We start from the raw sequence: 25,167 nt of genomic DNA on the forward strand, positions 1-25,167 counted from the left end.
CCTCCTTAATCCGCCTTTGCCAATAAATATAAGAAATAGGGGGTACTTAAAACAGTAATGACAATCCCGGTTGGCATATCCGTGCCAAAACTAATCGTTCTAGTAATCGTATCTGCTAATAAAATAATAATCGCACCGGTTAAGGCTGCCACTGGTAAGTAATACTGATGATTCGGTCCGACAAGCTTCCGGGCCATATGGGGAGCAATCATCCCGACAAAAAAGAAATTCCCTCCTAAAGCGACACTCGCTGAAGATAGAGCCACCGCAGTTAAGGCTAGTCCAATAAACTCTGCTTTTACTCTGACACCTAAACCGGTAGCTGTCTCTTCCCCTAAATTTAAAGTATTCAAGACTGGTGATTTATACAGGCTGTATAAAAATAAGATAATGACCCATGGGGCTAAAATTTTAATAAAAACCCATTCATCTCCCCAGAGATTGCCGGCTTGCCATTTTTGCATAAAATCCATTTGTCGTTGATCTAGCTTTAAACTCACTAACGTCGTTAAGGCGCTATAGCCACTACCAACAGCGACTCCCGTTAAAATTAAACCAGTCGGAGAAACTTGCCGACCTGGTCGATACGCTAAGAAGAAGATTAAAAGGGCAGCAATTAAACCGCCAATAAAAGCTAGAATCGGTAAAGCCAGTGGTGAAGAAATACCTGATGGTGAATAAATGGCGATATATAATAAGACGAATAACCCCGAGCCTGAACTAATCCCTAAAGTGCCGGGACTTGCCATATCATTTCGTAATAAACTTTGCATAATGCTGCCTGAGACACCCATACCGACACCAACTAAAAGGGCTAATAAGATTCGTGGCAACCGAAACTCGTAGACGATTAATTCTTGTTGTGGCGCCCCTTGACCTTTGATGACTTGCCAAACTTCTAGAGGGTTGAGACTCATCTTGCCGACGTTCATGCCAATAATGCTAATTAAGACTAACAACAGGCTTAAACTAAGAATTAAGCTAATTTTTTTCGTGACACTTTGCTTCGTTTCCCTCATTGAAATTCCCTCCGTTGCGTTTTAACTAAATATAAAAAGAAAGGCACGCCGATGACTGAAAAAATGATTCCCATCGGTGTTTCAAAAGGGGGATTGATGACTCGGCCAATTAAATCAGCGATTAAGGTTAACACCCCGCCGTATAAGGCACTTGCTGGAATGATGTAACGGTAATCAACTCCGACAAAGTAACGCATCATGTGAGGAACAATTAAGCCCACAAAGCCAACTGGGCCAACGACTACTACCGAAAGGCCTGTTAAGACTAGGACAATTATTGTTCCAAGGCCCTTAACTCGTTTTGTGTTTAAGCCTAAACCAATTGCCACATCTTCACCTAAACTCAACATGGTCACCCCAGGGGAAAGAGCAATTGCCCCTAAAATGCCACCAATGAAGAATGGTAAAATTAATAATAATTCCGACCACTTCGCCCCAGCTGTTCCACCGGCTGACCAGTAAGTCAAGGCTTGACCTAGATGAAAGCGAATCGCCACATAAGAACTTAAAGAGCCAAACAACATCGAAATCGAAATTCCGGCTAAGACTAACCGTTGAGGGGTCATGCCTCGTTTGCCGACTGAAGCTACAAAATAAGTCAGACCCGTTGTGACAGCCGCCCCAACAAAGGCAAAAGCCATCATTTGGCCGTATGTTCGGTGAGGTAAAAAAGCTAAACATAAGGCAATCGCAAAGGTTGCCCCAGAGCTAATTCCCATCAAACCAGAATCAGCTAAGGGATTACGAGTCGTCCCTTGCATAATTGCCCCACAAACTGCTAAACTTGCCCCAACAATAATATCTGCTAAGGTTCGTGGCAGACGTAAAGTTCGAACGATTTGATGTTCCGTTAAACTAGGCTCAAACTTAAACAAGGCTCCCCAAGCTGTTTTCAAGTCCATCTCTGCGGCTCCAAAAGAAATGGATGCGAAACTAGCCACTACAAGTAAAAGACCGCCAATTAAGAGAATCATCCCAAAATTAACTGAACCTTGTTTATTTTTAGCTTCTGCCTTCATTAAAAACACCTCTCTTCTATTTCATAATAAAAACCACCTAAAACTCTTTTCCAGAGTTAACTAGGTGGTCGATTTGCACATTTCTTTAACTTAGCTTTCGCAACCTATTTAGTTACTTTAAATTTTTAACAAAATAATCTAATTGGCCCGTTAAGCTCAAAACATCTGAGTAGAAGAATAAGCCAGTGTATTCACCAGGAATCGACGTCACATGATCGGCTTTAACAGCGGGAATGCTTTTCCAAATAGCCGTTTCGGCAAATTCTGAGGGCTTGTCTTCTTGTAAGAACCACATGACGTAGTCACCGAAGTAATCTGCTGCTACTTCGTAAGAAAGAGCGCCACGGCCCTCTCCTGAACTTTCAATCAGCTCTTCTAATTTAGCCGGTTTTTTTAAGTTTAAGTAGTCGTACAAAATTGTCCCACCACGGGAGCCAGTTTCAAAGTATACTCCGTAGGAATCACTGCCCCAGTCTTGAAAGACACTAAAGGTTTTATCTTGATACTCTGGTTTAGCAAATAAATCTTTGGCTTGAGCCAAACTAGTCTCAAAGTTAGTCACCGCCTTTTTAGCTGCCTCTTCTTTACCTAAGGCTTCCCCTAAAAATTCCACCCGTTCAATCGGTGTCATCCCACCTTCTGGAATTACTAAAACTGGGGCAACTTTGGCGAATTTGTCAAAGTCGGCTTTGTCATAAGTAATAATTAAATCTGGTTCATAAGATAGCAATTCTTCTTTTTCCCATTTTTCAATTGCTGGAATATCTTTTAATGTGTCGTAAAAAGTCATCGTTTCTTGGGCCCAGCCAGCATACCCGACTGGTGTAATATCTAAAGCTAACAGATCGCCAACGTACCAATTAACTAGTACTCGTTGAGGATTAACGGGAATTTCAATCTCACCCATTTCTGTTTTTACCATCTTTGTCTCTTTTTTACCCGTTGTTGCACTGCCTGATTGACTACTACAGGCGACTAGTAACACGCTTAATCCGATAACACTTAATAACCCCACTAATTTTTTGACCTTCTTCATTATAATGCTCCTTCTATTTGCCTTCAACAAAAAATTGTTGAATCAAGTCTTGATTTTTTTCTGTGAATTTATCATTGTGGGAAGATACCCGTCCCCGATTAAAAGCCGTGGGATCAACATAGCTTTTCGCTTGATTGACAGCATTCACAGCATCTTGAAAAGCCCCAGCAATCAGATGCAACTTAGCATCATGCATCACCACGTCTCCTGCAGCAAAAACTCCCGGAACTGCTGAGGCTGACTGGCTATTAGTTAAAACGTAATACTCATCATGTAATTCCAAACCAACTGTATTATTTTCAAATAACGTGTTCTCACTTTCAAAGCCGTGATTGATCACCATCTCGTCAACTGGGATGTTTAGACTGCCCCCTTGACTATTAGTTAAGACCACTTCTTTAATCCGAGTTTGACTTTCATCAGCTACGAGTTTTTCGATAGTCGTATTTAAATGGCAAGTCACAGAACTATTCATCAGCTTCGTGATTTCCGCTTCGTGACTTTTTAACTCCCCTTGGCGATAGACTAAGTAAACTTTTTTTGCAATTGGTTCTAAAATATTTGCCCAATCTACAGCTGAATCACCACCGCCGGAAATCATCACTACTTTATCTTTCATGCTCTGAGGTTTTTGCACCGTGTACTGTAAATTAGTTAATTCGTATGTCTCCGCCCCTTGGATAGTTAATTTATTCGGTTTTAAAACTCCGTAACCAGTAGCTAAAATAATGGCTTTAGAAAAATGGGTTTGACCAGTATCTGTTGTTAAAACAAATACATTTTCTGCGTTCCGGTCTATTTTGATCACCTTTTCACCAGTGATAATCGTCGGCTCAAAGACTTTTGCTTGGGCAACTAAATCATCAATAATTTTGCCAGCAGGACTTGGCGGCACCCCACCGATATCCCAGACCATCTTTTCCGTATAAACATTTAGTTTGCCACCTAGTTGTTGACTGCTTTCGATTACCTTAGTCTTCATTTCTCGAAGACCGCTATAAAAAGTGCTAAAAAGACCAGCTGGCCCAGCACCAATAATTGTTACATCAAATACGTTACTTTCAGTCATGCTTTCCTCCTCTAAACTTTTTGAGAATGAGAATCATTATCAATTGAAATTATAACGAAGTTTTCCTTAAATTACAATCCTTTTAGTGAAACTTTCCACAAGTCTTCATTTGGCGATTATTCGTTCCGGGAAAACCTTTCAATCGATTAAAAGCTAACGGATGATTTACTTCTAACCGAGAGTCATGTATACTAATAATATTCATAGGTATGAATTTAAATCATTAAGAAGGAGTGTGTTCATGTTTAATCAGAATTTTTTATTTGGTGCCGCCACAGCTTCCTACCAAGTGGAAGGCGCTTGGGACCAAGATGGCAAAGGTGAAACTAACTGGGATCACTTTTCAAAGATTCCGGGTAAAACCTTTGAAGGGACAAATGGTGATGTGGCTGTTGATCATTACCACCGCTACAAAGAAGACATCGCTTTAATGGCTGAACAAGGCCTAGAGTCTTACCGCTTCTCAATTTCTTGGGCGCGAATTTTACCAAATGGTGACGGGACAGTGAATCAAAAAGGACTAGATTTTTATAATGCTATTATTGATGAGTGTTTAGCTCATGGAATTGTCCCCTTTGTTACTTTATATCACTGGGATCTACCACTGACTTTAGAAAATGCCGGTGGCTGGTTAGCTCAGCGAACGTTAAAAGCTTTTGAGCAATACGCTGAAGTTTGCTTTAAAGCATTTGGTGACCGAGTCAAACACTGGATTACTTTTAACGAAACCGTGATTTTTGTACGCCACGGCTATGTGCTAGGAGCTCACCCACCAGGTAAGGTCAATCATTTTAAAGAGTATTACCAAGCTTTACACAATGTTTTCTTAACTCATGCACGGGTCGTAAATATTTATAAAAATGAGTTAAAAGAATATGGTGACATTGGGATTACTCATGTCTTCAGTCCAGCTTTTTCGATTGATGAGTCCCCTGAAAACATCGCTGCTGCAGCTCACGCAAACTTAACAGATACGCACTTATTTTATGATCCAATTCTAAAAGGAACTTACCCAGCTAAAATGTTAGCAATTTTAGAAGAGGAAGATCTGATGTTTGAGTACACGGCTGAAGAGCAAGCTTTAATGGAAGCTGTCGCACCATTAAATGACTTCATTGGTATTAACTACTATGCCCCTCAACGGATTAAAGCCGTTGCAGAAACAAAATTAGGGGAACGCTCACGGGCAGCGAGCACAGGTGAAGCTGGTGGTCGTTCTTATGACGGCAAAGTTCAAACCGTGAAAATGACCGATAAAGAGTACACTAAATGGGGCTGGGAAATTTCCCCATCCGCTTTAATTGATGGTCTTCACAGCTTAAAAGAGCGTTATGGCAAAATCCCCTTCTACATTACGGAAAATGGTTTAGGCGACTTAGACCCAATCGTTGATGGCAAAGTTCTCGATACCCCAAGAATTGATTACATCGCTGCTCATTTACGTGGTTTGGAAGCTGGGATTCAAGCAGGTCTCGATATTCGTGGTTACTTCGCTTGGTCATTTATTGATTTATTAAGTTGGTTAAATGGTTACCAGAAACAATACGGGTTTGTTTACGTTGATCATCAAAATAACTTAGCGCGTCAGAAAAAAGCGTCATTTTATTGGTATCAAGAAGTCATTGCCTCTCGTGGTCAAAGTTTAACTATAAAGGAGAATTAAGATGGAAAAAATCAAAGGTTTTTTTGAAAAAGTTTTAAATGGCTTTATGAAAGTTGTTAATACTAAATCAATGGTTGCTGTTAAAGACGGCTTCTTATTGATTATGCCTGTCACTTTAGTAGGTTCGATTTTCTTACTGATCGCTAACTTCCCCCTACCCCAATGGGGAACATGGATGACTAACTTATTCGGTGCCAACTGGCAAGTGCCTTTAGATCAAGTCTCTGGTGCGACTTTTGATATTTTAGCCTTAGTCGCTGTTATCGGAATTGCTTATGTTTACGCTAAAAATGAAGGTGTCGATGCGATTTCTTCATCTGTGTTAGCCCTTGTTTCTTTTATTATTTTAACTGATTCTTTTGTCACTTCTGAAGCTGGCGAAGTGATTGGCGGGGTGATTCCAAAAGGTTGGACTGGCGGTAACGGTGTCATCACTGCGATTCTAGTCGGAGTCTTTGTTGCTAAAATCTTCACCTTCTTCATTAAACGCAACATTACAATTAAAATGCCAGATACTGTGCCACCAGGTGTGTCTCGGGCTTTCTCAGCTTTGATTCCTGGTTTTGTGATTATGGCTGGTTCTATGATTATTTTCGTTTTAACTAACCGTTTTGCTGATGTTTCATTAACTGAATTAATTTTTAAAGTCTTACAAATCCCATTACAAAACGTTTCTGATACTTTAGCTGGTGGATTATTCATTACTTTCTTAATGTCGATTCTTTTCTGGGCGGGGATTCACGGACCAAACATCGTTATGGGTATTATGGGACCAATCTTAACCGCAAATGCCTTAGCAAATACTGATGTTTTAAAAGCTGGTCAAGAACTAGTTGTCGGTGAAAATGCGAAAGTCATGACGATTCAATTAATTGATATTTACGTTAAATTCGGTGGTCAAGGAATTACTTTAGGTCTGCTTTTAGCTGCACTGCTAGTGGCTAAGTCTTCACGAATTAAAGAAATTTCAAAACTTTCCTTAACATCAAGTTTATTCAATATTAACGAACCAATTATTTACGGTTTACCAATCGTCTTTAACCCATTAATGTTAGTACCTTTCGTAGCTGTGCCAATGGTAGGTGTCTTAATTACTTACTTTGCTGTGGTTTCAGGTTTCTTAGCACCTTTCACAGCAGTTAACGTGCCATGGACTACACCACCCTTGATTTCAGGCTTTATTCTATCTGGTTGGCAAGGAATGGTCATCCAATTATTAATCTTAGCTGCTTCAACAGCGATTTACTTACCATTCTTGAAAAAATTAGATTCTCAATACGTCATCGACGAAAGTGCTTCTTAATTCAATTTTTGACTGGTTTATTTCTGAATAACTCGTTATACTATTATCTGGGAGGCGATACGTATGGCTAAGTACAAACAAATAGCTGAAGTTTTAAAACAACAAATCATCGCTGGCTCTTATCCAGACATGAAGCTACCAATTGAAGATGCCTTAATGAATGAGTTTGAAGTCAGTCGGAACACGATTCGCAAAGCCATTGATTTATTAGCTGAACTTGGAATTTTGTATCGCATTCAAGGTAGTGGCGTGTATATTCGAGAAATGGAACACGATAATACGATTAATGCTAGTAAAATTCGGGGAATCTCTGCTGAATTTGCTGATCACAAGATTAAAACGAAAGTCATCTCTTTAGACTTAATCGAAGCTACTACGGAAATTGCCGCTGCTTTAAAAATTGACGTTGGCAGCTTAGTCTACGATATTAAACGCATTCGTTACGTCGATGATCAGCCTTATACGATTGAGTATAGTTACTTTAACAAGGAAGTCATTCCTTATATTGGTAAAGAAATCGCTGAAAGCTCCATTTATAATTACATTGAAGATGATTTAAAATTGAAAATTGGCTTTGCTGATAAGTACATTTCGGCAACTAAACTGACTTCCTCAGAAGCCCTGATTTTTCAGCAAGCTGTGGGAGATCCTAGTCTGATGATTAGAGAGAAAGTTTACTTATCTAATGGGGAACTTTTTAACAGTTCCACGGTTTTCCATAATTATCAGTTAGCCGAACTCTTCACAACAGCGACAAAATAACAGTTGAGACAACTCAAAAACACCCTCGTTGAATTCATGGGAAATGAATTTAACGGAGGTGTTTTTTCTGTGGCGCCGACATCCATATCTTTTTTAAGGATACTTTGATAAAGGCAATAACCCCCATTACAAGTATACTTGCAATGAGGATTGTGATATAATAAAAAATGAGAAGAGAGATATGCACAATCATATCTCCCTTATGTAGAACCGTTAAAAAGACGGTAGCTTTTGTTTAAATAGTTTTAACCATCTAATTACTCGCCAAAGTGGATTAGATGGTTATTTTTTTTGATTAAATTTCAATATAACAATCACCAACATGGCAAAACTAACTGCCAACGTCAGTGCTTCGTATACTGACATGTTATTCCTTTCTAGGAGTCACATCTATAATCATAGGCATCACCCCTTTTTCAAGAGATTAGCCACCATCTTTTCACTTTTCTACGCTACTAGTATAACATAAGCTCCTCCCTTCAAAAAATAGTTGAACGGCTTTTTTAGTATTTAAATACTGACCGATTCGCTAGATAAAAAGACGATAAAACATGTTACATTCTACTTCAAAATATGAAAAAAATGACAGTTTTTATCTTAACTAGCTTTAATCAGTCCCTTGGAGTAAGATAAAGTCTATAAACAGAAAGACATATTTAAGGAGGTTACTGATGGCCATTATTACTGTGAAAGACTTAACTGTCGACTATGGGCAACAACAAGGAGTCTTTAATTTATCCTTCAATGTGGAAAAAGGCCAAGTCATGGGCTTTTTAGGACCTAATGGGGCTGGTAAAACAACTACGATTCGGCAATTACTCGGTTTTGCTAAACCAGACTCTGGCGAATGCCAAGTCTTTGGCTTAGATCCTTTTACTGATACAGCTAAGATTCAACAGCGAGTCGGTTACTTGCCTGGTGAGCCGGCTTTTATTCCTAATTTGACCGGTTATGATTTTATTAAATTAGTCAGCGAACTTAACGGTTTGCCTGATATGACACGAGCCCACGAACTATTAGCGTATTTCGAATTATCAGCTAAAACTAAAATCAGCAAAATGTCGAAAGGGATGAAACAAAAAGTCGGTCTAGTTTGTGCTTTTATGGGGGACTACGAATTAATCATTTTAGATGAACCGACTAGTGGGTTAGACCCTTTAATGCAAAATAAGTTCCTACAATTAATTGCTGAAGAAAAAGCCAAAGGTCGGACGATTTTAATGTCTTCCCATCTTTTTGAAGAAATCGAGCGAACTTGTGATCAAGCGATTATTTTACGAAAAGGTCACTTAGTAGCGGTTGAAGATATTCAAGCCCTTAAAGCCCAAAAACAACAACAGTTTACGATTACTTTTCAAGAATCCCAAGAAGCCAACAGCTTCCTAGCCAATCACGAAGGGAGCCAACAGCTTTCGCCAACTCAAGTTAGTCTGACTCTCCAAGGGGCTGTTGATCCTTTAATTAAAGAGCTTAGTCACTTTAAAATCAATCAATTAGCTATTCAAGAACAACATTTAGAAGACTTATTTATGCACTTTTACGGAGGTGAAAATAAATTATTAGTTGGCCTTTAATTAAACATGAACTCTCACGAACTTGGCTACTGCTGATCGTCTTTTTACTAATTTTAACAATGTATACGACGATTATTTTATCAATGTTTGATCCTAACTTAGGCAGTGTCTTAGCCGACCTTGAAAAAGCCATGCCAGAAGTTATGGCAGCCTTTAATCTCAAAGGAGCTGGCACAGCTGATTTAATTCATTACATTAGCTCATACCTTTTTGGCTATATTTTAGTGATTTTTCCATTGATTTTTTCTTTAGTCTTAGCAAATCGCTTAATTGCTAAATATGTCTCAGATGGTTCGATGGCTTATTTGCTAGCTAGCCCTAATTCACGCTGGAAAATCATTCGCAGCCAAATCTTAGTCGCTGTGACAGCTTTATTTCTCCTAATTGCTAGCATTGGTTTAGTAACCTTGATTTATTGCCACTGGACCTTTCCCGGGCAATTAAAGGGTCAAAAATTCGCCTACTTGATAATTGGGCTGTTAGGTTTACACCTCTTTATCAATGGCTTTAGCTTCTTAATTTCTTGTTGTTTCAACGACACCAAATACTCTTATAGCTGGAGTATCGGCCTTGTTGTTTGGGCCTTCTTAATGCAAATGATTGCTAATCAAGGAGAGAAGTTTGCTAACTTAAAATACTTAAGCTTTTTGAGCCTTTTTTCTCCTGATGAGCTTTTAAATGGGCAAGCCCTAGCTTTCTGGTTAGTTGGTCTCTTGTATTTACTCGCTTTTAGCAGTTATACCCTTGGCGGTTTTATCTTTGCTAAACGAAATTTACCTTTATAAAAAAATCTGTGACATCTGTCACAGATTTTTTGCTTTCTACTTAAATTTGTCGATATTCCTTAGGCGATTGGCCGGTCATTTTTTTAAAGTTTTTATAAAAATAACCAGAGCTAGTATAGCCTACTTGGGCGCTAATCTCGTTAATGTTTAACTCGCTATGAGTTAATAATTCTTTGGCTTTCGTGATGCGGTATTCATTCAAGTATTTTGAAAAACTGACACCCATCTCTTTTTTGAATAATTGACCTAAATACATAGCATTCAAGTGTAGTCGTTCACTGACTTCTTTAAGACTTAAATCCTTTTGAACTTCTTGGTGAATAATTTCTAAGACTTTTTGGACATTACTACTAACGGCTACTCGCTGTTGCTCATTTTCCAGGCTACTAAGCTTTTGATGAACCAATTTTTTCAAACTATGAAAATCAATTTCTTCAGCAATTTCTGCTAATAAGCCTTGATGGTCTAAAGTCTCTTCTTGCTTAAAACGTCGAAGAACGTCCGTCAAAATAAAGAAAATAATCGGTGTGACATTTTGGGGCGCTAAGCCTACTTGAGACATTTCCTTGAATAAATGATTGATTTCTTTTTTGATATCAATTAGCTGTCCTAAAGCTAACACTTCTTGAAATTCAGTAAAAGAATAAGCAAAGCCTTGACTGACTAGTTGGGAGTTATCAGCTTTGATTTGGCTAGCAAGTTCTTCATCATTTTGATAAAAATTTATTAAGGCCAAAAAGTCTTGAGCGTGTTCATAACTACTCGGAACTTGGCTACTCCCTTGGACAATTTCACCTAAAGCTAAATCGTGACTCGATCCGTTAAGTTCTTCCCGAATTTTCCGTAACATTAATTGGCTTTGTTGCAGAGAGCCATTAAAAATCAAAATCAATTCCTCGTCTTTAACTAGCAGCAGTGGTTGCTGATACTCTTTAAAGATTGTTTTCAAGCTCTCTTTAACTTGGCTTTCACCAGTAACGATCAAGACTTGATAGTAGTTCCCTTGCTTTTGATAGCCCCACTCTTCTAACCAACGAGCTAATTCCACCTGCTCTAGCTCACCAGTTAGCCATTTTTCCAAGACACTCATAAAAAACAACTGCTCTTTTTCAACTTTGACTACTTCTGCTGCTAATTTTTCTGTGATACATTTTAAGTTGTGGCTCAATTCCTCTTTATTAATCGGTTTTAACAAATAATTTTCTGCTCCTAAAACGAGACTTTCTCTGACATAATCAAACTCTTCATAGCCTGATAAGACAATAAAATGAAAGTCATACTTCCGCTTTTTGGCTTCTTTAACAAATTCAATGCCTGACATAATTGGCATTGTCACATCTGTAATCACAATATCAACAGGCTGATTTTCCAGAAATTCTAAGGCAGCTTGGCCATTAGCAGCTGTCCCAACAATTTCAATGTGATACTCGGACCAATCGATAATTTTTTGTAGACCACTTAGAATCATATATTCATCATCTACTAACAATGCGTTATAAACCATCTTGCCCCTCCTCAAAACTTAATCTAACGACTAACCCTTTAGCTTCAGAATGAAAGACCCTCATTTGGCTACTTTCCCCAAAAACTAATTTTAAGCGTTGCTGAACATTAGCTAAACCAACTGAGTGACCAAGCTCTTTGCCCAGTTCTTGCTTTGCTAATTCTTGATTCAAAGTTATTAACTGCTGATCTGTCAGCCCCCGGCCATTGTCAATCACATCAATCACTACCCGCTCTTGTTCTTGATAGACTTTAACGCTTAAGGCATTATCGAGACGGGTAAAATCAATTCCATGAACGAAGTAATTTTCTACTACTGGCTGAATTAAGAATTTGGGAATCATCACATCAAGGAGTTCCTCAGCAATTGTAAAATGATAAGCCACTCGATCAGGGTAACGCATTTGATAGAGATAAACGTATTTTTCACAAAATTCTAGTTCTTTATTTAAACTCACAACTTTTTCTTGAGTGGTGTTATTACGTAGCAAACTAGCAAAGGCATAAACCACATCTGCTAATTCGTTGACTCCTTCACTCACCGCGTACATCCGAATATATTCTAGTGTATTATATAAAAAGTGCGGGTTAATTTGGGATTGTAAGGCTTTCATATGGGCGTCTTGTTGTTTAATTTCTAATAAATAAATGTCTTTAACGTATTGGTTAATACTGTCTAACATTTGATTAACACCTGTGGCGATTTCTTTAATTTCCCGCCGTTTGTTTTCCTCGGTAATTCGCACGTCTAAATCCCCTTCAGCAACTAAGTGCATGGACTCTAGCACATCTTCGACTTGCTTACTGTAACCGCCAAAGGTTCTGAATAAAATAACTAATAAAATTCCATCTAGCAACAAGCTACCAATTAAAATCCAAGCATAATTACTAAAAGCTTCTTGATAAACGGCTTTTTTTGACGTTAAGGTCACAATCGATAGTTCACCACTCGTTTTTACTTCCGTTGTGTAATACTTTTTAAAGATTTTTTCGTCTTTTAATTTTTGCGCTTTTTGTAAATCTTGGTTAACTAGTAAGCCACCTTCAGAATTAGTTTTACCACTGCCGCGATAATGATAGATTGGCTGATTTGTAGCTGAAAAAATCATCACTTCTTGATTGCGAGTACTATTATTATCTTCTAGTAAGCTAGCAATTTTATCTTGATCGATAAAGAAATAAAAGACCCCTGAATGTTGGAGGCTTTCAGCTTCAATGATTGGTCGAGAAATCATCAATTGATTCGTATTTTTAGGAAACTTTTTTAGCTTCATGCCACCTTTTTTTACTTTGTCAGAATAAAAGACTTGGTCGTAACTATTCAGACTAGCACCAATCCCACCGATGTCCTTTTGTTGCTGGTAGAGTTGACTAATCATTTGGGGCCAGTAACGTTGGTCGCCCTGCCTTTTTAACGTTGTTTCTAAATAACTTTGATGGTCTTGATCAAAGTATTCTTGAAGGTTGCTAATGTCTTCTTTTTTACTAGCTAATTCATGAACAATTTGACTGGCTTGATTTTCAGCATTTGTTAAAGTTTCTGTTAGTAAACGGGCTGTTTGTTCGTTTTCACGGTTGGCATCCCGGGCAAATTGTTGAAAGGTCGAGTAACCGACTAAAAACGTAAAAAGAGTGATGATTAAAATCATCACTACCGCGTAAGTTCTTAATAAAGTATCAATTAAATTCAGTTGTTTCTTCACTAAAATCACCTTCCGTTATCGCTAAGTTCTCATTAATTTTACTGAACCAGCCTTTTAAGAAAAAACTGATTGTCACTTGAGTCAAGGCAATCGTTGCAAATAAAATTAAGCCTGGGAATCGGTAAGTTAACAGACCAATTACTAATAGACCACCAAGAACTTTTAAGACTAAAAAGAAGTTAGTAAAAAAAGTAATTGTTGCTAATTTTAAGAGTTCTCGGAAACTTGTGTCAAAGTGACTATTTAGCTGTAAGAAAAAATTAAAACTAATCGTTAAAAAGAGTAAGGCAAAACCTAAAATAAAGACGAGTCCGAAGAAAAATGGCCCTTTCAGTTGGACAGCAATAAATAAATTATAGCCGACAATACTAAAAGCTACTAGAAATAAATAAAAGATGGCATTGCCTCTTTTGAAATTTTCTTTGTAAATTTGCCAAGCGGCTTTGACTGTTAACTGATCATAAGCCCATTCGTAAGTGGCAAAAAGTTGATTAATTGTTAATAAGGCTGGGCCAATGCCGGCAAGAACCCCACCAATTAATGTTAAACCCCAAAAATAGAGATTTAATTTTACTAAGACATAACAGCGTATAAAAAACGTTTCAAACATTTGTCCAACCATTTCCGTCATTCTCCTTATCTCTGCCTTTATAGTTTAACACAGTCTCTGCGCTAAGCTTAAAAAATATGGGGCCGTGACAGTGTCAGCGGGCCCCTTTGTTTTTATTTTTGTGCTGCTCTAAAAGCATCGTATTGTTTTTGCATCTCTGTTAAGACTTTTTCGTAACCTGCTGTTTTTAATTTAGCGTTCATTTCTGGAATTGCTTGATCAGGATCTAGAGTACCAGTATTTAAACCATCTAAGTATTGGCTCATGACGTTGTTTAAGTTACTAATTTCCGCTTTTACAGTGTCTGTTTCGAAGATAAAGCCTAAGATTGGTGAAGCTGTCGCTTCGGCAATTGAGCGGTCACGTTCCGCAATCATCTCATCAGTAATGGATTCTTGGACATAAATAATGGCATTGTTAGCTGTATTCCAAGCTGCCATATGTTTGTTCGGTCCGTAACCATCTAATAATTTCACTCGATTGTCACCGACTTTTTCCCAAGCTTCTCCTTCAATACCGTAAATTAAACCATTTAACAATTCAGGATCAGAGTTTAATAAACCTAATAGTTCAACTGATTTTTCAACATTTTTTGAGCTACTTGAAACGACAAAGCTAGCCATTTGAGTATTAGCTGTCGCTTTTAAAGGTTCAGTAATCGCTTTAGAGACTAACTCTTGGTTAGCAGCCATTGTTAAAATAGTGTCGCCATAATCGTATGGTCCTTGAGTTTCTTGACGAGCAAACCAAGTAGCACTATCTAAGGGGTATTCCGTATTACTTGTTGACGCATCTTTAGCAACATAGCCTGCTTCGTAATATTTGTGCATCGTTCTTAAACCAGCTTTATGAGACTCCACATCAAACTGATTGACAATTTTTTCTGGGTCGCCTTTCAAATCAACGGCGAAGGGTAGGCCATTTTCTAAGACGTAATCAAAATCACGTTCAACTCTGAAGCCTTTGCCAGCTGACAAGGGCATCACAGTTGGTTCTTTTTCTTTAATGACACTTAATAAAGGCTCTAAGTCTTCATAATTTTCAACTTTACTAATGTCTAAGTCATATTTATCTAAGAACTGTTTATTAAAAGTAATCATTTGTTGAGCGAAAATATTCGCATTGACTGGGAAGGCATATAATTTATCATTAATTGTGTTCCCTTGAATATAAGCTTCGTCTAACATGTCATAAGCGGCTTTGGCATGTTTCGGCATTAATTCTGTTAAATCCGCATAGGCTCCTTTTTGAGCATTAGTGACATAGTTTTTCGCTAAAGCAATGTCGTAGTTTTCCCCAGAAGAGACGATGACTGACATTTTTTGATCGTAGTCACCCCAACCAATGTATTGCATGTTTAATTTAACGCCAACTTTTTCTTCAATTTGTTTATTAGCAATTTCCATTAATTGATCGTAGTTCTCTGGTTTGTCACCAATTTGGTACATTAATAAAGTTGGTACCTCATCTGTGGCTTTTTCTTTCTTGCCACAGGCTGCTAAACCGACTGTTAATAATAAAGCTGTTGAAACCATTAAGACTTTTTTCCAATTTTTCATGATAAAACTCCTTTTTTAGTTTAATCAGTTTTTATTCTTTCACGCCACCAATAGTCAAACCACTAACAAAATGTTTTTGGAAGAAAGGATAGCTTAAGGCAATCGGTAACGTGGAAATAACGACTAAAGCCATCCGCGTTGCCTCCTTCGGTATGGCTGAGGCCCCTTCACTAAGCATGCTTCCCATATTAGCATTTTGCGACATATAGTCGATGTTTGATTGGATCTTCATTAATAAATATTGTAACGGGACTAACCGTTCATTTTGAATATAAAGTAAGGCATTGAACCAGTCATTCCAGAAACCTAAGGCAGCAAATAAACTAATTGTTGCAATCCCAGGCACTGCTAAGGGTAAGACGATTTGCCTGAAAATCCGCATTTCACTGGCACCGTCAATCCGGGCTGATTCTATAATAGCATCTGGCACCGTCCGTTTAAAGAACGTTCGCATGACAATAATATTGAAAGGACTAATTGCCATCGGTAAGATCAAAGCCCAAATCGTGTCTTTTAACCCTAGTAAGGAAGTCATAACAATATAGTTTGCCACCATTCCGGGACTAAATAACATTGTAATCAGACAAGCAATCGTAAAAAATTTACGTAAGACAAAGTCTGGTCGAGAAATAGCATAAGCGTAAGTTGAAGTGAAGGTCGTGTTAATTAAGGTTCCAAAAACCGTTACTGTCACTGTCACTAAGAGTGATTGCAAGAGCTGGCCTTTTAATTCAGCTAAATAGCGATAACCATCTAAACTCCACTCCGTCGGCCATAATGAGTAGCCATTAATTAACAAAGAGTTTTCACTTGTCAATGAAATGATAATAACAAAAATAAAGGGAAATATACACGATATGGCAAACAGTCCGACAATCAAATTGAAAAAGAAATCGGCTTTTTTACCAAAGGAGCGAATATTTACTTGTTTGATTTTTTTCTTTTGTTTCAAATTCTCTCCTCCTTTTAGAATAATGCCGATGAATCATCAAATTTACGGACAATTGCATTCGTTGAAACTAATAAGACACAACCGACGACTGATTGGTAAAGTCCTGCGGCTGAAGCCATCCCGATGTCACCAGTATTAGCTAGCCCGTTATAAATGTATGTATCAAGAACTGAAGTCACTTCATATAAAGCGCCTGAGTCTCGAGTAACATTATAAAAGAGTCCAAAATCGGCTTTAAAAATATTACCGACAGCTAAAATTGATAAAATCGTAATTAAGGGAATTAACTGTGGCAGTGTGACATTTTTAATTTGTTGCCACTTACTAGCCCCATCAACCATGGCTGCTTCGTAGTAGGAAGGATCAATTCCCATAATTGCAGCGAAATAAATGATACTGTTGTAGCCGACACCTTTCCAAACACCTAAGATGATTAAGATTAACGGCCAAAACTTCGGTTCATTGTACCAATTAATTTCCGTACCACCAAAACTTGTGATAATAATATTCATTAGGCCTTTATCTGGGCTTAAGAAGGCATAAACGAAATAGCCAATAATGACCCATGATAAGAAATACGGTAATAACATCGCTGTTTGATAAATCTTGATCATTTTTTTCGATCGAATTTCACTTAACACGACGGCAATAAACAAGGCACAGACTAAGCCAATTGTAATAAAACCGATGTTATAAAGTACGGTGTTACGAGTAATTAAGTAGGCATTTGATGATGAAAATAAGAATTTAAAATTATCAAAGCCGACCCATGGGCTATTGATTAAACTAGCCATAAAGCCATCTGGTGAATATTTAAAATCTTTAAATGCCACAACATTTCCAAATACTGGAATGTAAAAAAAGAAAATCATCCATACTAAACCTGGTAAAGCCATAAAAATTAGCGCTCGATGCCGGTAATATTTTTGAAGTTTTTTCTTCACACACACTCCCCCCTTTTTTATAAATCAATAAAACGCTTTCTACTTCTTTAGTTTAACGAATTTAAGTTCTGTAAGTAATGAACAAATCATAGATAATTCATGACAAAGTATAGGTTTACAAAAAAACACTTAAAGTCAGAAGTTGTCTGAACTTTAAGTGTTTCGATAATTACCTCTACTTTAATAACTACTAAGTGAGGCAGGTTTTTGCTGATTCGTATACTCTCGTTCGGTTGGGGCTAAGCCTAATTGGAAGTCAAGCTTGCCACCTGTCATCAAGTCGTCATGAGTGAAAAATAGTGGCTGATAATCTTCACTGTTACGTTGAATGTTAGTCACAAAGTTAGCATGGCGATGGTTCCCCTGAGTCTTAATAGTCAACTGTTGGCCATTGCCTAAATGAATAACGGCTTCATCAAATAAGGGGATACCAGTGACGTACTCGCCACTGCCAGGACAGACTGGATAAAAGCCTAAGGTTGAAAAGATATACCACGCCGACATACTGCCATTGTCTTCATCGCCAGGATAACCATCCCAACTTGAATTAAACAGTTCCGTCATCAATTGTTTAACTACCACTTGAGTAGTGCTTGGCTTGCCAATGTAGTTAAAGAGATAAGGCAAATGGAAACTTGGTTGATTAGATAAAGCCACTTGCCCAAAATCAACAGCCGCCATTTCACTCATTTCGTGAATTTCATAGCCGTAACCCGTCACTCCGTAAGTTGGTGGCGTGTTACACAATTCTGTTAATTTCTGGTTAAACTGCTCTGTCCCACCATAGGCTTTAATTAAAGCAGCAAAATCATGGTAAGTGGCAAAGCCATTTTGCCACGAAGAGCCTTCGGCGTAGTCCAGACCCCAGCGATCTAATTCAAAGCTTTCACGGAAGTTGCCCTCGATGTCTTTGGCACGCATGGCACCAGTTTGAGGGTCGAATAAATTCAAGAAATTCCGGGATTGTTTGTCATATTGACTCCTTAGTTCCTTTTGGTTAAGAGTCTCTGCTACCCGGGCAATACAGTAATCACTATAAGCGTAATCTAAGGTATGATTGACACTTTCATGATGGCTTAAAGGCACGTAACCGTATTTAAGGTAGTCTAACGTTCCCCGACGGCCGTAATTGCCATTGGGACTTTGGGTAGTGGCTGCTACTAACATGGCCTCTAGTAGTTCTGGCATTAACTCACTGGCAATCCCTTTGACTGCAGCATCAGCAATCACGGCATCAATCAAGGTGCCAGGCATTAGCCCCCGTTCATCTGGGGATAACCATTTTGGTAAAAAGCCAGCATTGCGATAGCTATTTAAAAAACCTGTTAACATCTCTGCGTATTCAGTCGGGGCAATTAAAGAATACAATGGATAGACGGTTTTATACGTATCCCAAAAACCATTGTTCGTATAGAGCACACCTGGTTTAATTGTCCGGCTTAAAGTGTCATAATGCTCTGCTTGACCGGCTTGGTTAATTTCATAAAACTTTTGCGGAAATAAGCAGGTTCGATACAAACAGCCGTAAAAGGTTTTGACTTGCTCTTCATTCCGCGAGCTAACTTCAATCCGATTCAAATACTCTAGCCAAGTTTCGCCAGCAGCTTGTTGCAATTCTTGAAAAGAGGCTGCTTTAATTTGAGCTAGGTTTAAGTCGGCTTGCTCAGCTGACAAAAAGCTACTAGCAAAATGAGTAGTCATGACTTTTGTCTCTTGAAAACGAACAACAATCGCCCCATCTGTTCCGTTAAACTTTAAGCCTTTAACAAAGTCTCCTTCTTGATAGAAGCCACTCGTCCTTGAATCAATGGCTTGATCAAAAGTGAAACTGACGTACATTTTAAATTCCGGATCTTCACAACCTGAAAAATTACTTAAATAACCTTTAAGAGTTCCCGTTTGAGGGTCAATTTGCCACTGACAAGGCCCTTCTGAGCGTAAGACAAAACCAGATTGACCTTTGCCTGCATAATGATTAAGTAAACAGCCACCATAAGTTGTTGGTGTAAATTCACTCGTAATTTGATAACGTTCTTGTTTAACTTTTAAGTAATGAGGGGCAAAGACTGCTTCTTCTGTCCGGTAACTACTTTGTTGATGGAACAAACTGGAACCATATAAGTCACCAGCAATCGGACTAAATAGTAAGTGAGAAAAATCACCCATCCACGGACTTGGTTGATGGGTTAAGCGAATCCCTTGAAAGGTCCGATCATGAGGATTAAAAAACCAGCTGCCTTTTTGATCTGTCGTTTGAACAACGTAATGATTCATTCCAAAAGGGGTAGTTGTATAAGGTAAGCAATTGCCATTTGAGTAGCTATGCTGGTTATTCGTGCCTTGGCGAGTATCGATTTTCAGTAAATTCTCGAGATGTAACATCTTAATTCCTCCTAGATTAAGTGAGGCCAGCTTAACTGCTGCTGCGTTTAATAAATTTCACTGGCACAACGACTTTTTCAATTGTTTTATTTTTTTCTGTAAGTTGATTCAGTAAGTGACGGGCGGCAAGTTCTCCCATTTGATTAAAATCTTGAGCAATCGTCGTTAGACTCGGTTCTAGTAAACTCGCTGCTTGGATATTGTCAAAGCCGACGACTGCAAAATCTTTTGGTACTTCGTAGCCTTGTTGCTTCATAGCATTAATTAACTTAATGGCTAAAATATCATTTTCCGCCACAATTCCAGTAATATTGTTAGCTTTGAAGTCAGTGATTGCCCGGGCTAAAAAGGCTGAAGTGTCTTCGTCGCTCTGACTTTGAACATGACAGGGACTTTGTTTCGTCCCTTCATGGAGACCTTTTAAGTAACCAAAATACCGTTCCCGGACTGAGGATATTTCAGCAATTGACTCAGTACTAATAAAAGCTACTTTTTGACTGCCACCGTTTAATAAATGGCTTGTTGCTTCACAACCACCGGCTTGGTTATCAGAAACAATCGTTGTAAATGGTAGGGAATCAAATTCCTTATCTAATAAAACTGTGGGAATATTATTTAAATGTAAACCGAATAATAATTCTAAGTTAGAACGATTGTCCGTTGGGTAATAAATAATCCCAGCATATTCCGCTGCTAACTCGGCGATTTCAGTGTTTGATAAAAATTGATGAGGCTGGACTTTTAAACGGTAATCCGTCGTCGCTAAATAATCCATCATCCCTTGAGTGTAATCCCCGAAGCCGGCATTATGGGGAAAAGGCATAATAAACAATAAGTTTAATTGCTCACTATTAGGGATAACTGGTTGATGGGCTTTAACAAAACTCCCTTTGCCACGAATCCGGTAAATCAAGCCTTCATTTTCTAACTCCCCTAAGGCACGCTTCGAAGTAATCCGACTGACTTGGTAACTTTCTGATAATTCTAGCTCTGTTGGTAATTGATCATTCTCTTTTAACTGATTCGTTAAAATATCTTCTTTTAATTGATTATATATTTGCTGATAAAGTGGTTGCTTTGCCATTTTTATCGCCTTCCTTCCTGATTTGTTCTTGAAATGATATATCAACATTATATCATTAACTTTAAAAGATATCTTAATTACTGGTTACTTTCGAATGAAAGCGCTAGACAAAACTAATGATATACCATATAATAAAAAATGTAAATAGTTGATATATCATTTAAAAGGAGAAAATACTATGACTTATAACGAAATCCCAAGATCTGTGACACAATTTATGGCAGAACTAAGTGCCAAAGCTGAAAGTGAAAATCCTAAATGGGCGAAAATTTTTAATAACTGTTTCGCTAACACTTTATTAACAACTGTCAAAAAACAAGAAGATGGCACTACTTTCGTCTTAACTGGCGATATTCCGGCCATGTGGTTACGTGACTCGACTGCCCAAGTCCGTCCTTACTTACCGATTGCTAAAAATGATCCCGAATTAACAGCGATGATTGGTGGCTTAGTCAAACGTCAGTTTAACTATATTAATCTTGATCCTTACGCCAACGCTTTTAATGAAGCAGCCAATAATGCTGGTCATCAAACAGATGATACGGAAATGAATCCTTGGATTTGGGAACGGAAATATGAAATCGATTCTCTTTGCTACCCTGTCCAATTAGCTTACTTACTCTATAAAGAAACCAATGCTACGGAACATTTCAACCAGGCTTTTGAAACTGGTGTCATGAAGATTCTTGACTTGTGGGAAACAGAACAAGATCATGAAACGTCTCCTTATACCTTTGAGCGTGACACTACTCGTGTTGAAGACACACTCCCCCGTAATGGTCTTGGTTCCCCAGTTGGTAAGACTGGCATGACTTGGTCAGGATTTAGACCGAGTGACGATGTTTGTCAATATGGCTACCTCGTTCCTTCTAATATGTTCGCAGTCGTTGTCTTAAATTATATTAAAGAAATTTTTACTGACTTACTGCCTGACCCGGCATTAGTCGCACGAGCTGAAAAACTAAAAGCTGACATTCAAGAAGGCCTTGAGGAATTTGCGAAAGTCACTAACAAAGCGGGCGAGAGCATTTATGCTTATGAAGTAGATGGTTTAGGTAACTACTCCATTCAAGATGATTCAAATGTGCCAAGTTTAATGGCTGCCCCGTACTTAGGCTTCTGTAGCAAAGAAGATGAGACGTATCTAGCCACTCGGCAAACGTTACTAAGCTCAGAAAACCCTTATTATTACGAAGGGGAATTTGCCAAAGGGATTGGTAGTTCTCATACTCCAGAAAATTACGTCTGGCCGATTGCTTTAGCTATTCAAGGACTAACTGCCACTAATAAAGCTGAACAAAAAACCATCTTAAATATGTTAGCTGAGAACGATGGTGGCACAGGCTTAATGCACGAAGGCTTTGACGTTAATAATCCTAATAACTATACCCGGGAATGGTTTTCATGGGCGAACATGATGTTCTGTGAGCTATTAATGGCTTACTACGATATTACAATTACTGCTTAACGATTAAATTAAACTAAAAGGAGTGTTTACACATGGCAAAGAAAAAAGTTTATGTTATCTCCCATAGTCACTGGGACCGGGAATGGTACTTACCTTATGAGCAACACCACATGCGTTTAGTCGCTTTAATGGACGACTTATTAGAATTATTTAAAACAGATCCTGACTTCCATAGTTTCCATCTTGATGGCCAAACAATTTCTTTAGACGACTATTTAGAAGTCCGCCCGCATAAACGGGATGAAGTCCAAGCAGCTATTACTGCTGGCAAATTAAAAATTGGGCCCTTCTATATTTTACAAGATGACTTTTTAATTAGTAGTGAAGCTAATACTCGGAATATGTTAGTCGGTTTAGAAGAAAGCCGTAAATGGGGAGAGCCAGTAAAACTAGGTTACTTCCCAGATACTTTCGGCAATATGGGGCAAGCCCCCCAAATGATGAAAGAAGGAGGCATTGAGATTGCTGCTTTTGGCCGGGGAGTGAAACCAACTGGCTTTGACAACGCAGTAATTAATGATGAAAAGTACAGTTCCCAATATTCAGAAATGTGGTGGCAAGGCAAAGACGGCTCCAAGATTTTCAGTCTCCTTTTCGCCAATTGGTACAGTAATGGGAACGAAATCCCTACTGAGATTGAGGAAGCCAAAACTTTTTGGCAACAAAAGTTAGCTGACGTAGAACTGTATGCCTCAACTGACCACTTACTAATGATGAATGGCGTCGATCACCAACCTGTCCAAAAAGATGTCACTAGGGCAATTAAAGTTGCCAATGACTTATACGCTGATTACGAATTTATTCACAGTAGTTTTGATGAGTATTTAGCTGCTGTGATGGCTGACTTACCTGCAGATTTAAGTACCGTTGAAGGGGAATTAACAAGCCAAGAAACTGATGGCTGGTATACCTTAGCGAATACTGCTTCGGCTCGAATCTATTTGAAACAAAAAAATACTGATGTTCAACGACAGTTAGAAAGTATTACTGAACCTTTAGCAACAATGGCTTATGAAGTAACTGGAACTTACCCTCATGATGAACTGCGCTACGCTTGGAAATTGTTAATGCAAAACCACCCCCACGATAGTATTTGTGGTTGTAGTGTTGATGAGGTTCACAGGGAAATGATGACTCGTTTCGATAAAGCCCAAGAAGTTGGGAAATTTTTAGCAAATGAAGCCTTAGAACAACTAACTAATGCCATTGACACATCGACTTTCCCTAGTGAAAGCAAGCCTTTCGTCATATTCAACACTGGCGGTAATGCCAAGAGCGATGTTTTTGAAACGGAAATCGAATGGGATCGCCTACCTTTTGCCAGTGGCGTACCTGAAAAATTATATGCTGAGTTAGCCGGCAGAGACTTACCAGCTTTAATGGTCGTTGATAGCCAAAACAACGTGATTCCCGCTGAAATTGTCAAACATGAGGTTCGCTTCAACTATGACTTACCGAAAGACGCTTTCCGCGTGCCATATATGGCGATTTACGTGACAGTCAGAATTCCTGTCCAAGAGATGCCTGCCCTATCATGGCAAGCCTTAGCTTTAACTTTACAAACTAAAGCTATGACAATAACTGACCTTTCGTTAATTTCAGCTGGCGGTTCTATTTTAGAAAATGACTTTATTCATGCTGAAATTATGGCCAACGGTCAATTAACAGTCACGGACAAAGCCAATCACCAAATTTATCCAAATGTCTTAACTTTCGAAAATGTCGGTGATGTCGGTAATGAGTACATTTTTAAACAACCTAAAAACGACCAAGCAATCTTTGCTCACGACTTCCCTCATACGATCGAAGTTGTCACTGATAGTCCTTATTTAGCCGAAGTCGAATTAACCCAAACTTTAATGATTCCCGTGGCTGCTGAAGAGTTACTACAAAAAGAAATGCAGGCAGTCGTTGAAATGCGTCAACGCCAAGCTGGCCGTAGCAAAGAATTGATGCCTTTTGTTTTAAAAACAAGGATTCGTTTAGAGGCGGGCAGTCATCAATTGAAATTTGCGACTTCCTTTAACAACCAAGCTAAGGACCATCGTTTACGGGTGCTCTTCCCAACTAATATCATGGCGGAAAGTCATTTTGCCGAAAGTATTTACGAAGTTGTTGAACGACCTAATACCGTTAGCGACTCCTGGGAAAATCCGACAAATCCCCAACATCAACATGCTTTTGTTAATTTACACACAGATAATTACGGTGTAACAGTTGCTAACTATGGCTTGAATGAGTACGAAATCCTTCAAGAAAATGGTACAATTGCCTTAACTCTTCATCGTTCAGTCGGTGAGATGGGTGACTGGGGTTACTTCCCAACACCAGAAGCTCAATGTTTAGGTGAGCAAACAGTTCGTTATGCCATTGACTTCCATGGTGGGACAGATTTACACGAGACTTACCAACGGGCTCAAAATTTCCAAATTCCTTTATCAGTTAAACAAACTGACAGTCATCAAGGTCCCCTAGCACCAACAAAGACTTTCATGACAATTAATAGTTCAGCATACTTAATGACTGCTCTAAAGCGGAAAGAAAACCAAAGTGAGATTATTACTCGTGGCTATAACTTATCAAATACAACAGCGGCACCTTTAGACATTCACATTCCTGGCTATCACAAAGCCCGTTGTACTTTAATTGAAGAAATTCATGACAAACCACTGTCAACTGTCCTTGCCCCTGGTGAGATTAATAGTTTACTCTGGACTAAAATATAGTAAGTA

Annotated in this window: 20 protein-coding genes; 7 read left to right on the forward strand and 13 right to left on the reverse strand. The window is 38.5% G+C overall.

Features of this window, described 5'->3' with window-relative positions:
- Positions 1–5: 5 nt before the first annotated feature.
- From CBF35_RS08185 to CBF35_RS08200, 4 genes are all read right to left on the reverse strand, one after another.
- Positions 6–1,019 carry a FecCD family ABC transporter permease gene (locus CBF35_RS08185; RefSeq protein WP_126779974.1) on the reverse strand — a complete coding sequence of 338 codons (1,014 nt, stop codon included), beginning with the start codon at positions 1,017–1,019 and terminating at the stop codon, positions 6–8.
- Complete coding sequence (locus CBF35_RS08190; protein ID WP_126779976.1) at positions 1,016–2,038, reverse strand: FecCD family ABC transporter permease; 1,023 nt, start codon at positions 2,036–2,038, stop codon at positions 1,016–1,018. The genes CBF35_RS08185 and CBF35_RS08190 overlap by 4 nt, the downstream gene beginning before the upstream one ends.
- Positions 2,039–2,150: 112 nt before the next feature.
- Positions 2,151–3,074 (reverse strand): ABC transporter substrate-binding protein, encoded by a 924-nt coding sequence (locus CBF35_RS08195; RefSeq protein ID WP_126779978.1) that lies wholly within the window; start codon positions 3,072–3,074, stop codon positions 2,151–2,153.
- 13 nt (positions 3,075–3,087) lie between these two features.
- Complete coding sequence (locus tag CBF35_RS08200) at positions 3,088–4,143, reverse strand: NAD(P)/FAD-dependent oxidoreductase (protein ID WP_126779980.1); 1,056 nt, start codon at positions 4,141–4,143, stop codon at positions 3,088–3,090.
- A gap of 241 nt (positions 4,144–4,384) precedes the next feature.
- Here CBF35_RS08200 and CBF35_RS08205 point away from each other — a divergent pair, with 241 nt between their 5' ends.
- The 3 genes from CBF35_RS08205 to CBF35_RS08215 all read left to right on the forward strand — a co-directional run bounded on the left by CBF35_RS08205 (position 4,385) and on the right by CBF35_RS08215 (position 7,871).
- Positions 4,385–5,806 carry a glycoside hydrolase family 1 protein gene (locus CBF35_RS08205; RefSeq protein WP_126779982.1) on the forward strand — a complete coding sequence of 474 codons (1,422 nt, stop codon included), beginning with the start codon at positions 4,385–4,387 and terminating at the stop codon, positions 5,804–5,806.
- 1 nt (position 5,807) lies between these two features.
- A complete protein-coding gene (locus tag CBF35_RS08210) occupies positions 5,808–7,109 on the forward strand; it encodes a PTS sugar transporter subunit IIC (protein WP_126779984.1) in 1,302 nt (433 codons plus the stop codon).
- A gap of 63 nt (positions 7,110–7,172) precedes the next feature.
- Positions 7,173–7,871, forward strand: a complete 699-nt coding sequence (locus tag CBF35_RS08215) for a GntR family transcriptional regulator (protein WP_126779986.1) — start codon at positions 7,173–7,175, stop codon at positions 7,869–7,871.
- A 282-nt stretch (positions 7,872–8,153) separates the two neighbouring features.
- Here CBF35_RS08215 and CBF35_RS15120 read toward each other — a convergent pair whose 3' ends face one another.
- The gene (locus tag CBF35_RS15120; protein WP_228026043.1) at positions 8,154–8,237 is read right to left on the reverse strand and encodes a putative holin-like toxin; all 84 of its coding nucleotides are present in this window, start codon (positions 8,235–8,237) and stop codon (positions 8,154–8,156) included.
- Between the two features lie 305 nt (positions 8,238–8,542).
- On the opposite strand from CBF35_RS15120, the gene CBF35_RS08220 reads away from it, so the two are divergent.
- Positions 8,543–9,445 carry an ABC transporter ATP-binding protein gene (locus tag CBF35_RS08220; RefSeq protein WP_126779988.1) on the forward strand — a complete coding sequence of 301 codons (903 nt, stop codon included), beginning with the start codon at positions 8,543–8,545 and terminating at the stop codon, positions 9,443–9,445.
- 29 nt (positions 9,446–9,474) lie between these two features.
- On the forward strand, positions 9,475–10,230 hold the full coding sequence (locus tag CBF35_RS08225) for an ABC transporter permease subunit (RefSeq protein ID WP_483409791.1): 756 nt from the start codon (positions 9,475–9,477) through the stop codon (positions 10,228–10,230).
- A gap of 40 nt (positions 10,231–10,270) precedes the next feature.
- Here CBF35_RS08225 and CBF35_RS08230 read toward each other — a convergent pair whose 3' ends face one another.
- The 8 genes from CBF35_RS08230 to CBF35_RS08265 all read right to left on the reverse strand — a co-directional run bounded on the left by CBF35_RS08230 (position 10,271) and on the right by CBF35_RS08265 (position 20,967).
- Complete coding sequence (locus tag CBF35_RS08230; protein WP_126779992.1) at positions 10,271–11,734, reverse strand: response regulator transcription factor; 1,464 nt, start codon at positions 11,732–11,734, stop codon at positions 10,271–10,273.
- Positions 11,724–13,436 (reverse strand): sensor histidine kinase, encoded by a 1,713-nt coding sequence (locus CBF35_RS08235; RefSeq protein ID WP_126779995.1) that lies wholly within the window; start codon positions 13,434–13,436, stop codon positions 11,724–11,726. The genes CBF35_RS08230 and CBF35_RS08235 overlap by 11 nt, the downstream gene beginning before the upstream one ends.
- Positions 13,411–14,058, reverse strand: a complete 648-nt coding sequence (locus tag CBF35_RS08240; protein ID WP_170174754.1) for a YesL family protein — start codon at positions 14,056–14,058, stop codon at positions 13,411–13,413. Before CBF35_RS08240 ends, CBF35_RS08235 begins: the two co-directional genes overlap by 26 nt.
- A gap of 101 nt (positions 14,059–14,159) precedes the next feature.
- A complete protein-coding gene (locus tag CBF35_RS08245) occupies positions 14,160–15,605 on the reverse strand; it encodes an ABC transporter substrate-binding protein (RefSeq protein ID WP_126779999.1) in 1,446 nt (481 codons plus the stop codon).
- A 31-nt stretch (positions 15,606–15,636) separates the two neighbouring features.
- Positions 15,637–16,557 carry a carbohydrate ABC transporter permease gene (locus tag CBF35_RS08250; protein ID WP_126780002.1) on the reverse strand — a complete coding sequence of 307 codons (921 nt, stop codon included), beginning with the start codon at positions 16,555–16,557 and terminating at the stop codon, positions 15,637–15,639.
- Between the two features lie 14 nt (positions 16,558–16,571).
- Positions 16,572–17,453 (reverse strand): ABC transporter permease, encoded by an 882-nt coding sequence (locus tag CBF35_RS08255; RefSeq protein WP_126780113.1) that lies wholly within the window; start codon positions 17,451–17,453, stop codon positions 16,572–16,574.
- 228 nt (positions 17,454–17,681) lie between these two features.
- Positions 17,682–19,883, reverse strand: a complete 2,202-nt coding sequence (locus tag CBF35_RS08260; RefSeq protein WP_126780004.1) for a GH92 family glycosyl hydrolase — start codon at positions 19,881–19,883, stop codon at positions 17,682–17,684.
- 31 nt (positions 19,884–19,914) lie between these two features.
- Positions 19,915–20,967 carry a GntR family transcriptional regulator gene (locus CBF35_RS08265; protein ID WP_170174755.1) on the reverse strand — a complete coding sequence of 351 codons (1,053 nt, stop codon included), beginning with the start codon at positions 20,965–20,967 and terminating at the stop codon, positions 19,915–19,917.
- Positions 20,968–21,145: 178 nt separating this feature from the next.
- Between CBF35_RS08265 and CBF35_RS08270 the strand changes: the two genes are divergently transcribed.
- Positions 21,146–22,435: a glycoside hydrolase family 125 protein gene (locus CBF35_RS08270; RefSeq protein ID WP_126780008.1), complete on the forward strand. Its 1,290-nt coding sequence runs from the start codon at positions 21,146–21,148 to the stop codon at positions 22,433–22,435.
- A gap of 32 nt (positions 22,436–22,467) precedes the next feature.
- Positions 22,468–25,161: an alpha-mannosidase gene (locus CBF35_RS08275; protein ID WP_126780010.1), complete on the forward strand. Its 2,694-nt coding sequence runs from the start codon at positions 22,468–22,470 to the stop codon at positions 25,159–25,161.
- Positions 25,162–25,167 lie beyond the last annotated feature (6 nt).

It is taken from the genome of Vagococcus salmoninarum (assembly GCF_003987495.1).
Lineage (GTDB): Bacteria > Bacillota > Bacilli > Lactobacillales > Vagococcaceae > Vagococcus_D > Vagococcus_D salmoninarum.